General features: G+C 72.5%; 15 protein-coding genes. 3 read left to right on the forward strand and 12 right to left on the reverse strand.

The genetic code is table 11. The features are described 5' to 3' along the window. Window positions 1-49 precede the first annotated feature (49 nt). From AB0K10_RS06560 to AB0K10_RS06585, 6 genes are all read right to left on the reverse strand, one after another. Window positions 50-655, reverse strand: coding sequence for a hypothetical protein (locus AB0K10_RS06560; protein ID WP_363680617.1), 606 nt, complete (start codon window positions 653-655; stop codon window positions 50-52). A 56-nt stretch (window positions 656-711) separates the two neighbouring features. Continuing rightward, window positions 712-2,178, reverse strand: coding sequence for a histidine kinase dimerization/phospho-acceptor domain-containing protein (locus AB0K10_RS06565; protein WP_363680619.1), 1,467 nt, complete (start codon window positions 2,176-2,178; stop codon window positions 712-714). Then, window positions 2,171-2,863 (reverse strand): response regulator transcription factor, encoded by a 693-nt coding sequence (locus AB0K10_RS06570; RefSeq protein ID WP_363680621.1) that lies wholly within the window; start codon window positions 2,861-2,863, stop codon window positions 2,171-2,173. Before AB0K10_RS06570 ends, AB0K10_RS06565 begins: the two co-directional genes overlap by 8 nt. A gap of 93 nt (window positions 2,864-2,956) precedes the next feature. Next, window positions 2,957-3,469 (reverse strand): hypothetical protein, encoded by a 513-nt coding sequence (locus tag AB0K10_RS06575; protein ID WP_363681393.1) that lies wholly within the window; start codon window positions 3,467-3,469, stop codon window positions 2,957-2,959. A gap of 112 nt (window positions 3,470-3,581) precedes the next feature. Then, window positions 3,582-4,595 carry an aminoglycoside phosphotransferase family protein gene (locus tag AB0K10_RS06580; RefSeq protein WP_363680622.1) on the reverse strand — a complete coding sequence of 338 codons (1,014 nt, stop codon included), beginning with the start codon at window positions 4,593-4,595 and terminating at the stop codon, window positions 3,582-3,584. 166 nt (window positions 4,596-4,761) lie between these two features. After that, a complete protein-coding gene (locus AB0K10_RS06585) occupies window positions 4,762-5,934 on the reverse strand; it encodes an acetyl-CoA C-acyltransferase (RefSeq protein ID WP_363680624.1) in 1,173 nt (390 codons plus the stop codon). A 189-nt stretch (window positions 5,935-6,123) separates the two neighbouring features. Here AB0K10_RS06585 and AB0K10_RS06590 point away from each other — a divergent pair, with 189 nt between their 5' ends. After that, a complete protein-coding gene (locus tag AB0K10_RS06590; protein ID WP_363680626.1) occupies window positions 6,124-6,549 on the forward strand; it encodes a PH domain-containing protein in 426 nt (141 codons plus the stop codon). Window positions 6,550-6,561: 12 nt separating this feature from the next. Here the strand turns inward: AB0K10_RS06590 and AB0K10_RS06595 are convergent, their stop codons facing one another. Continuing rightward, complete coding sequence (locus AB0K10_RS06595) at window positions 6,562-7,473, reverse strand: rhomboid family intramembrane serine protease (protein ID WP_363680628.1); 912 nt, start codon at window positions 7,471-7,473, stop codon at window positions 6,562-6,564. A gap of 100 nt (window positions 7,474-7,573) precedes the next feature. Then, window positions 7,574-8,104, reverse strand: a complete 531-nt coding sequence (locus AB0K10_RS06600) for a peptidylprolyl isomerase (RefSeq protein ID WP_363680630.1) — start codon at window positions 8,102-8,104, stop codon at window positions 7,574-7,576. Window positions 8,105-8,188: 84 nt separating this feature from the next. On the opposite strand from AB0K10_RS06600, the gene AB0K10_RS06605 reads away from it, so the two are divergent. Beyond that, on the forward strand, window positions 8,189-8,965 hold the full coding sequence (locus tag AB0K10_RS06605) for a hypothetical protein (RefSeq protein ID WP_363680632.1): 777 nt from the start codon (window positions 8,189-8,191) through the stop codon (window positions 8,963-8,965). A 211-nt stretch (window positions 8,966-9,176) separates the two neighbouring features. Here AB0K10_RS06605 and corA read toward each other — a convergent pair whose 3' ends face one another. The 4 genes from corA to AB0K10_RS06625 form a co-directional block, all read right to left on the reverse strand. Continuing rightward, window positions 9,177-10,325, reverse strand: coding sequence for a magnesium/cobalt transporter CorA (corA, locus tag AB0K10_RS06610; protein WP_363680633.1), 1,149 nt, complete (start codon window positions 10,323-10,325; stop codon window positions 9,177-9,179). Window positions 10,326-10,631: 306 nt separating this feature from the next. Next, on the reverse strand, window positions 10,632-11,726 hold the full coding sequence (locus tag AB0K10_RS06615; protein WP_363680635.1) for a PLP-dependent aminotransferase family protein: 1,095 nt from the start codon (window positions 11,724-11,726) through the stop codon (window positions 10,632-10,634). A gap of 106 nt (window positions 11,727-11,832) precedes the next feature. Continuing rightward, the gene (locus AB0K10_RS06620) at window positions 11,833-12,291 is read right to left on the reverse strand and encodes an ester cyclase (protein WP_363680637.1); all 459 of its coding nucleotides are present in this window, start codon (window positions 12,289-12,291) and stop codon (window positions 11,833-11,835) included. A gap of 83 nt (window positions 12,292-12,374) precedes the next feature. Further along, window positions 12,375-12,767, reverse strand: coding sequence for a CBS domain-containing protein (locus tag AB0K10_RS06625; protein ID WP_363680639.1), 393 nt, complete (start codon window positions 12,765-12,767; stop codon window positions 12,375-12,377). Window positions 12,768-12,958: 191 nt separating this feature from the next. On the opposite strand from AB0K10_RS06625, the gene AB0K10_RS06630 reads away from it, so the two are divergent. Continuing rightward, window positions 12,959-13,726, forward strand: a complete 768-nt coding sequence (locus AB0K10_RS06630; protein WP_363680641.1) for a hypothetical protein — start codon at window positions 12,959-12,961, stop codon at window positions 13,724-13,726. The last annotated feature ends 7 nt before the right edge of the window (window positions 13,727-13,733 follow it).

The raw sequence follows: 13,733 nt of genomic DNA on the forward strand, positions 1-13,733 counted from the left end.
TCACGCCTGAGCAGTGCGGGCCCCGGGCGTACACCCGGGGGCCCATCGCTCACTTGTCGCGCGGGATGAGGATGAGCCGGGCGACGCCCTTGTCGCCGTCCTTGGCGCCGGCCACGCCGAGCTTCGCGCCGACCTTGACCTCGCTCGGCTGCACCGTCGCGCGCCGCTCGACGACCCGCAGGTCGTCCCCGAAGGCCCAGGTCATCGTGAAACCGTCGGTGGACTTGACGGTCATCGAGTCGCCGTCGATGGCGGTCACCTCACCACGCTGCACGGCGACCGTCTGCGTACCGTTGTCCTTGGTCTGCACCACCGCCTCGCCGTGCAGGGTGTTCTTGCGCAGCTGCACGCGGGCCTGGTGGCGCTTGCGCCACTCCTCGCCGCGCTTCTGCTTGTCCTTGTCCTTGTCCTTGGCCGTCGGCGAGGCGCCGGGCGTCGGGGTGGCCGGTGCGGCGACGGTCTGCACGTCCAGGTCGGTGGCGTCGAAGCCCATCGCGGTCAGCGCCTGGCCCTCCGCACCCATCGCCGCAGCGACCTCGACCGCCGCGTCCCGCGCGGGCTGGCTGGCCACCTCGGCCGCACCGCAGCCGCTGACGCCGAGCGCCACCGCCGCGAACAGTGCCGTGGTGCCGGTGACGAATCCCCAACGTGGCATGACTCTCCCTCTCGTCCGTGGAGCCCTCAGCCTTCCCCGCGAGGACGAGCGGACCGTCAGGCCGATGTACGGATCCGGTAAGGATCACCGGGCAGCCGGACCGTGAAGGCGGCCCCGCCCTCGGGCGCGTGACCCGCGACGATATCCCCGCCCAGCCGGCGGACCAGCCCGGCGGCGAGCGCCAGCCCCAGCCCACTGCCCACCTTGCGCACGCCCCGGTAGCGCTCGTGCAACGCCCCCCGCTCGAACGCCACCGCCAGGTCGTCGTCGGTGAAGCCGGGTCCGCCGTCGCGGACCTCCAGCACACCTCCGGCCGCCGGGTCCGGGCCGACCGGCCGGACCGCGAGCACCACCGGCGACCCCGGCGGTACGACCCGCAGCGCGTTCTCCAGCAGCCCGTCCACCACCTGTCGGATCCGACCCGGATCGGTGTACACGGACACCGGCTGACCGGGCGTCTCCACCCGGAACGACACGCCCACGGCGGCGCAGCGGCCCGACCAGGTCGGTTCGGCGTCGGCGGCCAGCCGGGTCAGGTCGACGGGCACCGGTTCCAGCGGAAAGTCGGCGGCCTCCAAACGGGCCAGCGCCAGCAGGTCGCCGATCAGCCGGTCGAGGTGCTGGGCCTCGGCCAGCATGGTCCGGCCGGTGTCGGCGGTCCCGTCCGCCTCGATGACGCCGTCGGCGAGCGCCTCGGCGTACCCCCGGATCGCGGTGAGCGGGGTCCGCAGCTCGTGCGAGACGGAGAGCAGGAACTCGCGCTGCCGGCCCTCGCTGGTGGTCAGCGCTGCGGCCAACCCGTTCAACGCCTCGGCCAGGTCGGCGACCTCGTCCGGCGACTCGACAGGCACCCGGATGGCGCGGTCCCCGGCGCGCAGCCGGGCGGCGGCGGTGGCCGCGACGCGGATCGGTCGGGCCAGCCGGCGAGCCAGTAGGAGGCCGGCCACCACGCCGGCGGCCAACCCGGCCAGCAGCGGCAGCCAGAGGCTGAGCAGCACCTGCGCCCACAGCCCGTCCGACGAGACGCGGGACAGCACCACCCCGTTGCCGCCGGGCAGGGCCCGGCCCTCCACCAGGGCGCGGTGGCCGTTGACCGGGCGGCGAGCCGACACGTTGCGGCCCTGCCCGATCCGCTGCACCACGCGGGTCGGCAGGCCCGGCCGGTCGACGGCCCCGCGCCGGATCAGGTACGCGTCGATGCCCTGGGTGCGCAGTTGCTGGATGAGCCGCTCCTCGTCGGCGGTGCGACCCCGGTCCAGGCGGGTGCGCAGCACCTCGGCGGCGAGTCGGGCCTGCGCGGCGAGGGCCTGCTGATCGCGTCGCTCCACGCCCCGGATCGCCAGTGGCACCGCGACGATGGCCGTGACGAGCACCGATACCAGTGCCACCGCGCAGGTGACAAGCACCGCGCGGGCGGTAAGCGTCCGGCCGAGCCGGCTGCGCCTCGGTGCTGCCGGCGGGCGGACGCCGATCACCGGCAACGCCATGGTCGGCGACTCGGCGCGCACGGGCTGCTCAGGCATCGACCGCGTACCCCACGCCACGATGGGTGCGGATGACGCTTGCCGGGCCGAGCTTCGCCCGCACCTGGGCCACGTGCACGTCGACAGTGCGGGTTCCGGCGTGCGCGGCGTAGCCCCAGACGCCGGCCAGCAGCTCCTCCCGGGTGAAGACCCGGCCGGGCCGGGCCATGAGATGCGCCAGCAGGTCGAACTCGGTGGAGGTGAGCTGCACCGGTACGCCGGCGGCGGTGACCGTCCGACGGGCCGGGTCGAGGGTCACCGGGCCGACGACACGCGGCCGTTCCGCCCCCTCGGGGCCCCCAGCGGTACGACGCAGCACCGCGCGTACCCGGGCGACCAACTCGCGCGGACTGAACGGCTTCGTCACGTAGTCGTCGGCGCCCAGCTCCAGGCCGACGATCCGGTCCACCTCGTCGTCGCGGGCGGTGAGGAAGATGACGGGAGTCCAGTCACCGGCCTCGCGCAGCCGGCGGCAGATCTCGGTGCCGGGGAGGCCGGGCAGGGCGATGTCCAGGACGCAGGCGACCGGGCGCAGCCGGCGGGCGGCGCTCAGGCCGGCCTCGCCGTCGCGTTCGAGGTGGACGCCGAACCCGTCGCGGGTGAGATAGAGCCGGACCAGGTCGGCGATGGCCGGCTCGTCCTCGACCACGAGGACGAGCCCGCGGTGCGGCGGTTCGACTGTCACCGGCCCATGATTGCCGACCCGGTCGGCTCGGCGCGATCGGTGCGTGTTCGAGTTCGGTAAAGGCGCCGTGCGGGGCGACCGACCCGGGCGACGTCAGCGCGCGACGGCGGGGCGGAAAACGCTGGGCCGTACGGTGGCCGGCGTGTCGCCGATGGTGGCGACGATCCGCTCGCGGGGTGCCCGCAGGCGGGTCCGGAAGGCGTGGTTGAGCAGCGCGTCGAGCTGCCACACCTGCTTCGGGTGGCTGGTGCGGATGAGGAACCGCTCGCGGATGCCGTCGATCGCGGTGGCGGCCAACTCGACCGATCCCAGTCGGGGGTCCGGGCTCCAGGTGACGTTGCTCAACTCGCGCAGCTCGGTGTTGAGGTGCAGGCGCAGCCGGTGCAGCAGCCGGGTCTGCTGGGTCACCACCAGCCGGCGGTGGGTGAGCAGCAACAGGTAGTCGCCCGTGACCGGGCGGTCGGGGCGGCTGCAACGGGTAACCAGGATGGTGGCGTCGCCGGAGCCGACGCAGCGGCGGAAGACCGGCATGTGCCGGCTCACGGTCTGTACGGCAAGGCCGGCCTCGGTGGCGGCCGGGAGGAACGTTCGGGAGAAGACGTCCATGACGTGCCCAACGACCTCCCCGGCACCGGTGACGTGGGTCACGTCGAAATTTTGGAAGTTCCACGCGGCGGGTCGCACCGCCTGTCCGACTTCCGACCTGGACGGATACCGGTCAGCGATCGGGCTGAAGGGGGGTGGCGGCGAACAGCTCCGCGAGCCATCCGGGCACGGCCTCGGCGTACTCCGCACGGGCCGGGTCGGCCGTGTCCAGGGCACGCCGCCAGGAGAGCGACCGGCTCACCGCGCCCAGGTTCAGGGCCAGGTCGACGGCCTCGACGAGGGTGCGACGGTCGAAGCGGTCGGTCCACGCCTCCAGGTAACCGTCGCGCAGCCGGGCCAGGCTGGCGTCGTCGGCCGACAACGCGGTGGCGTACCGGATGGAACGCAGGGTCACCAGCAGCGTGCCGAACGGATGCGCCACCGAGGCGTCACCCCAGTCGAAGTAGCGGTACCCGACCGGGCCGGCGAAGACGTTGCCGTCGTGCAGGTCGTCGTGCTGCACCGTGGCCGGAATGCCGATGTCCGCGAGCCGGCGACACCGCTGCGCGTACGCCGGAAGCTCCGCCCGCAGCCGCTCGTACGTCTCGACGGGGAGCCCGCCCTCCCCGCCGACGCGCAGGGACTCGTCATCGTCGAGCAGCTCGGTGAACAGCCCGGCCAGCACCTCCGGGCGGTGGTCCGGTACGCCGAGGGCGACCAGTTCGTCGGCGCGCGAAGCGGTGGCGAGTTGGAGCGCCGCGTACCCGGGTAGCGCACGCTCCCAGTGCGTCAGGTCGGGATCGCGCTCCAAGACGTCACGCAGCGACTCGCCACCGTCGGGAAGCAGCGACCAGCCGCGCTCCCGGTCCACGGCGATCGGGGTCAGCACCCGCTCGGGCGTCAGCCCGGCAAGCGTCGCGATCAGGACCGCCTCGTGCGTCGTGCCCCGGTTGTTGGCCTTGAACCAGACCGGCCCACCGTCGGTCGGCACCCGCCAGACCAGCGACCACGGCCGGACGCGGGGCTCGACGGGCCCGGTGACCCGCCGGCCGGCGCTGCCCAGTTGCTCGTCGACCCAGGTTCGGGCCTCCTGCTGCCACTCGTCGCTGGACCAGTCGGGGGCGCGCTCGTCGGCGATCGTCGTCACGATGGGCACCCTAGGCGGCGTGCCTGACCGGGGCGAGGCCATTTCGCCGCGGGGTTCCTCGGCCGGCGGCCGAGCCGGCGGGTCAGACCAGCGCGACGTCCTCGGTTGGCGGCGATCCGCCGGATCAGAGCAGCGCGACGTCCTCGGTTGGCGGCGATCCGCCGGATCAGAGCAGCTCGACGATCGTGGCGTTGGCCATTCCGCCGCCCTCGCACATGGTCTGCAGGCCGTAGCGGAGCCCGTTGTCCCGCATGTGCTGGAGCATCGTGGTCATGATCCGGGCGCCGGAACCGCCGAGCGGGTGCCCGAGGGCGATCGCGCCACCGCGCGGGTTGAGCCGCTCCGGGTCCGCCTCGGTCTCCGCCAGCCAGGCCAGCGGCACCGGGGCGAACGCCTCGTTCACCTCGTACACCCCGATCTCCTCGATGCCCAGCCCCGCGCGGCGCAGTGCCTTCGCGGTGGCCGGGATGGGCGCGGTGAGCATGGTGACCGGGTCGTCGGCAGCGACCACGGCGGTGTGGATGCGGGCCAGCGGCCGCAGGCCGTGTCGGCTGGCCCACTCGGAGGTGGTCACCGCGAGCGCGGCGGCGCCGTCGGAGATCTGGGACGCGGACCCGGCGGTGACCACGCCGTCGGCGCGGAACGGGGTGGCCAGCTCGCCCAGCTTCTCCAGCGAGGTGTCCCGGCGGATGCCCTCGTCGGCGGTGAACTTGCCCCCGTCGGCGAGCGGCACCGCCGTCAACTCCGGGTCGAACGCCCCGGCGTCCTGCGCGGCGGCGGCCTTCTCGTGGCTGGCCAGCGCGAACTCGTCGAGCTGGGTACGCGAGAGGCGCCACCGGCGGGCGATCAGCTCGGCCCCGACACCCTGGTTGAACGGCAGCGGCGCGTCGTCGGCGAAGCCCTCGACGCCCCGGTAGCGGGCGCGGAGCTGGTCGCTGAACGGCATGCCGCCCGCCACGCTGGAGCCCATCGGCACCCGGGTCATCGACTCCACCCCGCCGGCGACCACCAGGTCGGCCTGGCCGGAGAGGACTGTCGCGGCGGCGAAGTGCAGGGCCTGCTGGCTGGAACCACACTGCCGGTCCAGCGTGGTGCCGGGCACCGTCTCGGGCCAGCCGGCGGCGAGCACGCCGTTGCGGGCGATGTTCCACGACTGTTCGCCGACCTGGGACACGCAGCCCCAGAAGACGTCGTCGACCTGGGCCGGGTCCAGGCCGGTGCGCTCCGCGAGGGCGCGCAGCACGTGGGCCGACAGGTCGACCGGGTGGACACCGGCGAGGCTGCCCTTCCGCCGCCCGACCGGGGTGCGTACCGCGCCGACGATGACCGCGTCACTCATGTTTACTCCCCGGTAACCTGGCTGATCCGATCCTACGTCGTCCGTGGACCGACTGACTGCCCCCGGGCTCGCTCTCCCTCCGCCGGCACGCGGGCGCGCGCCGATGGTGCGGCGCACGAGCGCGGATGCCCGCGCTGCCGGGCCGGGCCGGCACTGCCGGGAGCGGGCCGCCGCTGGCATGCTGGGCGGGTGGATGACATCTCCCCGGTCCAGCAGTGGCGGGTGCCGGCGAGCCTACCGGCGGCGAAGCTGGCCGGTGCGGTCCTGCTGGTCGCGCTCGGGCTGATCTTCGCCGACGGCGACCCGCTGCGGTTGGTGCTGGCCGCCCTGGCCGCCGCCGCGCTGGCCGGTTGGGCGGTACGCGACCTGATCGCCCCGGTCAGATTGGCGGTGGATCCGGCAGGACTCACAGTCATCAGTGGGTTCGCTGGTCGCCGACGGCTGCCCTGGCCGGAGATCGAGGCGATCACCGTGGAGCGGCGACCGCGATGGGGGCTCACGTCCGAGGTCCTGGAGATCGACGCGGGCGAGTCACTGCACCTCTTCGGCCGCTACGACCTGGGCACCAACCCGGAAGAGGTCGCCACCACGCTACGCGCGGCCCACCGCTTCTGACGCCCCGAGGTCTCAGCCGAGGAGCTGGGCGGTGCGGAAGAGGACCAGGCCGAGCAGGATCAGCAGGATGATCACGGCGCCCACGGCCTGCACCAGCGTGCGTCGGCCGCGTGGCGCGTACGCGAGCACCAGGGACATCGCCGCGCCGACCACCAGGCCACCGAGGTGCCCGGGAATGGAGATGCCCGGCACGGTCAACGTGAACACCAGGTTGATCACCAGGATGGGGATCACCTGGGAGATGTCCCGGCCGAGTTTGCGCTCGATGATGATCAGCGCGGCGAAGAGGCCGAAGACGGCAGTGGACGCGCCGGCCGTCGCCGAGTTCGAGGCGCTGAACAGGTAGGCGGCCACGTTGCCACCGAGGCCGGCGACCAGATAGAGCGCGCCGAAGCGCAGCGGCCCGAGGTTGGCCTCCAGCGACCGGCCGAGCACCCACAGCGCCCACATGTTGAGCAGCAGGTGAATGACGCCGTAGTGCAGGAACATCGCGGTGACCAGCCGATACCACTGGCCCTCGGCGATGCCGCCGAGCGTGCCGTCGGGGAAGACGGCCAGCCCGAGCACGGAACCCCAGTTGGTCAGCGGAGTGCCGCCGCCCATCAGGCCGCCGAAGCCGGAGCCGCCCACGGCCGCGTCCCCACCCCGGTCGGAGGCGATCGACAGCAGCATGACCAGCACGTTCAGAGCGATGATGCCCTTGGTGACGTAGCCGTGCCGGCCGGCCGTACCACCACCGAAGGCGGTACGTGCCGGCCGGACGGTGCGACGTCCCTCGTTGACGCACTCCGGGCACTGGTGCCCGACCGACGCCTCCCGCATGCACTCCGGACAGATCGGCCGATTACAGCGGGTGCACCGGACGTAGGTCTCCCGACCGGGGTGCCGGTAGCAGACCGGGATGGTCGGAGGGGACTCGCTCACCGGGCCGATCCTCCGTCCGCCACCGCGCGGCTCACCGACGCTGGCCGGCGCGGTGCTCCGGAGCGCTCAATCATGCGAGCAAAGGTACCTCGCGGGTTCGTCAGGCGGCAGACCGCTCGATCTCGACCCGCTCGATGACGACGTCCTGAAGCGGACGGTCGCTCGGGCCGGTCGGGGTGTTCGCGATCGAGTCGACGACCTTCACCGACTCCTCGTCGGCGACCTGGCCGAAGATGGTGTGCCGGTTGTTGAGGTGCGGCGTCGGGGACACGGTGATGAAGAACTGCGAACCGTTGGTGCCCGGTCCGGCGTTCGCCATCGCCAGCAGGTACGGCCGGTCGAAGCGCAGCTCCGGGTGGAACTCGTCGGCGAACTTGTAGCCCGGTCCGCCCCGGCCGGTGCCGGTCGGGTCGCCCATCTGAACCATGAAACCGCTGATCACGCGGTGCGAGATGGTGCCGTCGTAGTACGGCCCGCTGCCCGGCTGACCGGTGCGCGGGTCGGTGTACTCCCGGTTGCCCTCGGCCAGGTCGACGAAGTTGCGGACCGTCTTCGGAGCGTGGTTCGGGAAGAGCTCCAGCCGGATCGGGCCAGCGTTGGTGTGCAGGGTGGCGTAGACAGCCTCGGCCACGGGTACTCCTCACTCGTTGGTCAGTTCCATGCGGATCCTCCCATGTGCCCGATCTGGCATCGCGGAGGCATCCGTTGGTGGAGGATGACGAAGGAACAACTCCCAGGAGGTAGGACCGTGTTTGGAATCGGGCGGCGTCAGTCCCAGGGCCAGCTCGCCAAGGCTGAGCTGAACCAGAGCATCAGCCACCTGATGCAGGCAGCCAACCACGCGGCCAAGGGCGCCGGCGCGACCGTCGGTCCGCGGGTCCAGGTAGCCCGGGGCTACGTGGGACCGGCTGCGGTGAAGGTGCGCGACCGTGCGTCGACCGGCTGGGGAACCACACTCACCACGCTGGCACCGCTGGCGGCGGCAGCCCGGGACGGCGCCGCGCAGGCAGGGCCGCTGACCAGGAAGGCCAAGTCGAAGACCATGCGGATCACCGGTAAGAAGAAGCAGCCGCGCCGTCGCGGTTCGATGATGACCGGCCTGCTGGCCGTGGGCGCCATCGCCGGCCTGGCCGGTGCGGTCGCCCTGCGTCGCCGCCGGGAGCAGCAGGAGTGGGCCGAGTACGACCCGACCCGCACCCTTGAGCCGATGCGCGACGAGGTCGACTCGATCGAGGTGCGTACGCCGGCCGCTACCAAGGGGACCGACGGGTCCGCCATGAGCGGCGCGGCCGGGATGACAGGCGCCGGCAGCTCGGCGGTGGCCGGGGGCAGCAGCGCCAGCACCACCGCCCCGGCCAAGCAGACCGGGATCCGCCCGACCGACAAGGTCCCCTCGGTCGCCGAGGGTGCCACGGACGTCACCGGTCGGCCGACCGACGACCTCACCAAGGCGCTGGGCAAGGACACGGCCCGCACCAACGGCCGTCGCTGACCCCCGACACAGCAACGCGGCGAGCGTCGGCGACGCGGGTTCTTCCCGCTCGCCGGCGCTTCCGCGTCGAGCGGCGCACCCCGCGTGAGCTGAGCTCCCGCAAGACCCACTCGGGTTGCATGAAATCGGGGTGTCCGGATCCGCGGGATGCCCCAACTTCACGGAAGCCGAGTGGATCAAGCGGCGCGGTCCAGGCGCCGCCGCCGGGCGGTCAGAGCCAGCCGTTGCGGCGGAACCAGCGGTAGAGGGCCAGGGAGACACCGAGCATCAGGGCCAGGGCCACCGGATAGCCGTACGTCATCTTCAGCTCGGGCATGTTGTCGAAGTTCATGCCCTCGACGCCGGCGATGGACGTCCAGACGGCGGCGATGGCCGCCCACGCGGCGATCTTGCGCATGTCGTTGTTCTGGTCGACGCTGACCTGGGCCAGCCGCGCCTGCAAGATCGAGTTCAGCAGGTCGTCGTACGAGTTCACCTGCTCGACGGTGCGGCTCAGGTGGTCCTGCACGTCCCGGAAGTACTTGCGGATCTCCTTGGGCACGTCCCGGTTCATCTGGGAGGTGAGCGTCATCAGCGGTCGCTGCAACGGGATCACCGCCCGCTTGAACTCCACCAGCTCCCGCTTCATCTGGTAGATCCGCTGGATGCGGCCATGGCTGTTGCGGTCGAAGACCTCGGCCTCCAGCACGTCCAGGTCGTCCTCGAGCTGCTCGGCCACCTCCAGATAGAGGTCGACCACCCGGTCGGTCACGCCGTACGCGACGGCCCACGGGCCCTGGAGCAGCAACTCCTGCTTGGTCTCCAGGTCGGCGCGGACCGGGGAGAGCCGACAGGCGTCGCCGTGCCGGACGCTGATCAGGAAGTTCGGGCCGATGAAGAGCATCACCTGGCCGGTCTCGACGACCTCGGAGGTCTCGGTCAGCTCGGTGTGCTCGCAGTACCGGGCGGTGCGCAGCACCAGGAACGCCACTTCCCCGAAGCGCTCCAGCTTGGGCCGCTGCTCGGCCTTCACCGCGTCCTCGACGGCCAACTCGTGCAGGCCGTACGTCTCCGCGATGGCGGTCATCTCGGCCAGCTCCGGCTGGTGCAGCCCGATCCAGACGAAGCCGTGCTCCTCCCGACGGGCCGCCTCCAGCGCCTCCGCGTACGTCCAGTCGCCGGGCTGCCGCTTGCCGTCGACGTAGAGGGCGCAGTCGACCACCCCGCTGCGGCCGGTGCCGGTGGATGCCGGAGTGGGTGGCGACCCGTCGGCGTTGAGCATCCTGGTCACCGCCCGGACCGGCGACGGCCAGGCCCGGGGTCGCAGCACCCGGGACGTGTTCTCCGGGACCGTCCGGCCCCGCTCTGCCCGATCCGTCATCGCGACACCTCCCCGCGCTCGCCTGCGGGTTGCAGGCTACGCCGATGGTCGTCATCGGCAGGTGTGACGGCGGTCGCGGGTGCGGCGCCGGGCGGGCCGGGCCGCATCGGGGGGTGAAGGACGACACGGCCCACCCGGCGCCCGTGGGGGCGGGGGTTGTGCTGCACGCGTGGCCCGAGGTGGCGGCGGGGCGGTGAGCCCCGCTACGCGTGACGGGTGACGCTCGCAGCATTGTGAGCCGCCGGCCGCCCGCTGGGGAGTCCCGGGACGGCCGGCATCGTCGTTCTGTCGGGAACCCGACAGAAATCAGCTCCGGATGGCCTCGACAGCCGCGGCGAGCCGGCGGACACCCTCGTCGATCTTGTCGGCCGTCACCGCCGAGAAGGCCAGGCGCAGGGCGTGCCGCCCACCGTCGAGAACGAAGTCGCTGCCCTTGACCACGGCGACCCCACGCTCGGCCGCAGCCGGGGCGAGCCGGTCCACCAGCACGTCCTCGGGGAACTCCACCCACAGGAAGTAGCCGCCGTCGGGCTCCACGAACCGGGCCTGCGGCAGGTGCTGGCGCAGTGACTCGGCCAACACCCGGGCGCGCTCGCCCAGGGCCGCCCGGACGGTCTCGATCGAGCGGTCGATGTCGCCGGAGACGCAGAACTGGTGCACGATCGCCTGCGACACCATGCCGGGCGAGATGTAGAGACTCGTCGCGTTCTTGGCGATGTCGGCGATCAGATCCGCCGGCCCGACCAGGTAACCGACACGTACGCCCGGGCAGACCGTCTTGGTGAAGCTCGACGCGTGCACGACCACGTTGCGAGTGTCCAGCGAGAGCATCGACGGCAGCGCCTCGCCACGGAAGCGGACGTCCGCGTACGGGTCGTCCTCGAAGATCGTGAACTCGTACTCGGCGGCCAGGTCGAGCAGCTCGCGGCGCTTCTCCAGCGACAGCGTCATGCCAGCCGGGTTCTGGTAGTTCGGGATGACGTGCGCGAGCCGGGGGCGGACGCCGGACTCCAGCAGCTTGCGCAGTTCGGCGGTGTCCAGACCGTCCGGCTGGACCGCGACGCTGTGCAGCTCGCTGCCCATCCGCTGCAGGTTGAGCAGCGTGCGGTCGTACGTCGGACGCTCGACCACCACCGCGTCGCCGGGCCGGACCAGGTGATCGAAGAGGAACGCGTCGGCCTGGAGCGAGCCATTGGTGACCAGCACCTGGTTGGCTTCCACCCCGTGCTTGTCGGCGATCCACTTCCGCAGCGGAAGGTAACCGACGGAGGTGCCGTAGGCCGTGACCCCCGCGGGGTCGGCGTCGAAGGCGCGTACGGCGGCGGCCTTGAGCCCCTCGACATCGACGATGTCCAGCGAGGGCGCCCCACGGGCAAAGGAGATCAGCTGCTCGGCGGTCATGGACATTGAGCGTACGGGCGGCGGCGGGGAACGCGCGGACGGCACGGCGATGTCCGCATCCTGAGCCACCAGGACGGGTGAACCGAGCCGACCGGTCGACCCCAGATCAGACCGGAAGTGCGAGCGAGTCGTGCTGCGCCGCCCGGGAAAGGCCCTCCAACTGCACGCCGAGCGCGTCGAGGAGATGACTCCAGTCGAAGTAGGAGCGCCACGCGACGATCCGGCCCCGGCGGGCCCGGACCACGTCGGCCACCTCCCAGCTCACCGAGCGGCCGGTAGGCGCGACGGTGCCGTACGGCGAGTGCAGCGTGCCGGTGTGGGTGCCGCTGAGGCGTAGCTCGACGGCCGCGCCACCGGACGTGCGGACCACGCCCAGCGGGTCGACCCGCAGGTCCGGGAATGCGCCAGTCCAGGTGCGCAGCAGCGCGGGCAGCTCGATGGGCCGGACTGTGACACCCGGCATGGCGTAGAACGCCTCCGGGGCGTACAGATCCGGCAGCCGGGCCACGTCCCGCCGCAGAAGCATCGCGTACTGCTGCTCGACCAGGCGCTCCGCGTCACGCATCGGGCCCTCCCTCACGGGCCACGGCACCTCCGTGCCCGCGAGGGATCCTTACCCGTCGATCCGGCCCCGCACACCTGCCCGGGTCAGGTCGCGGCGGCCACCTGACTCTCCGCCCAGACCCGCATGATGTCCCGCACCGAGATCACCCCGGCCACCTCCCCGCCGTCGAGCACCACGAGGTGCCGGAAGCCGCCCCGGGCCATCGCCGCGGCGGCCTCGGCCACCGTCCACTCCGGGCCCGCGTAGACCACGTCCCAGGTCAGGTGGGCGCCCGTGCGTTCGGTGTCGCAGTCGAGGCCCGCGCCGATGGCCTTCAACACGTCGCGTTCGGTCATGATCCCCACGCCCTCGGACTCAGGGTCGATCACTACCGCCGACCCGACACCGCGGGCCGACATCATCCGGGCCGCCTGACGCAGCGTGTGCTCCGGACCGACGACGAGGACCTGGCTGGACATCGCTTCCCGTACCTGCATCACACATCACCCCTTTGGGACGGTGGCATTCGGTACGGACATCGTCGTCTGTTGATGTTTCAGGGACAAGACCGGGCGTCGTCGCGATGTGGGCACGCTCGCTACTGTCGAAGCGTGTCCACCGAGCCCCTGCGCTGCGCCGGCGCGCTGATCGTCGACCACGACGGCCTGGCCCTGCGGTCGATCGGTAGGTGAACACCGTCGAGCTGGCGCCGCACCGGATCGCCGGGCTGCTGGCCCCGGCCGTGGACCGGGCGTTCCATGCCGGCATGCTCGCCGGCCGGCACGGCGGCGCGGCGGAGCTGGGTCAGCGGTACGGCGGCCCGGCCGCGACCGGCCTCCTGGTGGACCTGCGCACCCGGCTCGCCGCGCCGGGAGGCACTGTCGACGGGCCGGGCTTCGCGGCTGTCACCCGCCACGCCGACCCGGTCACGGTCCGCCGGGCCGTCGACAAACACATGGCGTACGGCATGCTCCACCGCCACCCGGACGGCGCCCTCTCCGCCACCGAGCGGGGCTCCGCCTTCCTCGGCGAGCTGTACCAGGTGCACTCCGAGGTCACCGAGGAGCTGTGGGCCGGGCACGACGAACGGGTCACGCGGCTCGTGGCGGCGCTCGGTCGGCTGCTGACGTACGCCCTGGTGTTGACCGACGCCGACAGCGACCGGGACGGGTCGGCGTTCGCGGCGCTGGCGCCCCCGCACGAGCCGGACGGCACCCTGCCCGGCGTGCTGCTGCTCAACCGGCTCGGCACGCTGCGCCACCACCGGGCCGACGCGTACGCCGCCGCCTGGACCGCGGCCGGACACACCGCGTCGACCGTCGCCGGCCTGCCAGCCGGCCCCGAGCGGCTGGCCATCGAGCTGGAGACCGACCGGCGGGCCGCCGGCCCGTACGCCGCGCTCGACGCCCAGGAGCGGCTGGAGATGCTCGCCGACCTGGCGGCGCTGCCCGGCTGACCCGGCT

It is taken from the genome of Micromonospora sp. NPDC049274, assembly GCF_040678875.1.
Classification (GTDB): domain Bacteria; phylum Actinomycetota; class Actinomycetes; order Mycobacteriales; family Micromonosporaceae; genus Micromonospora.

Excerpts from the sequence above, each read along its gene's own strand:
- AB0K10_RS06620 (WP_363680637.1), bottom strand. The coding sequence starts at position 12,291 with ATGCGTGACGCGGAGCGCCTGGTCGAGCAGCAGTACGCGATGCTTCTG.
- AB0K10_RS06565 (WP_363680619.1), bottom strand. The coding sequence starts at position 2,178 with ATGCCTGAGCAGCCCGTGCGCGCCGAGTCGCCGACCATGGCGTTGCCG.
- AB0K10_RS06605 (WP_363680632.1), top strand. The coding sequence starts at position 8,189 with ATGACGAAGGAACAACTCCCAGGAGGTAGGACCGTGTTTGGAATCGGG.
- AB0K10_RS06625 (WP_363680639.1), bottom strand. The coding sequence starts at position 12,767 with ATGCAGGTACGGGAAGCGATGTCCAGCCAGGTCCTCGTCGTCGGTCCG.
- AB0K10_RS06575 (WP_363681393.1), bottom strand. The coding sequence starts at position 3,469 with ATGGACGTCTTCTCCCGAACGTTCCTCCCGGCCGCCACCGAGGCCGGC.
- AB0K10_RS06560 (WP_363680617.1), bottom strand. The coding sequence starts at position 655 with ATGCCACGTTGGGGATTCGTCACCGGCACCACGGCACTGTTCGCGGCG.
- corA (WP_363680633.1), bottom strand. The coding sequence starts at position 10,325 with ATGACGGATCGGGCAGAGCGGGGCCGGACGGTCCCGGAGAACACGTCC.
- AB0K10_RS06585 (WP_363680624.1), bottom strand. The coding sequence starts at position 5,934 with ATGAGTGACGCGGTCATCGTCGGCGCGGTACGCACCCCGGTCGGGCGG.
- AB0K10_RS06615 (WP_363680635.1), bottom strand. The coding sequence starts at position 11,726 with ATGACCGCCGAGCAGCTGATCTCCTTTGCCCGTGGGGCGCCCTCGCTG.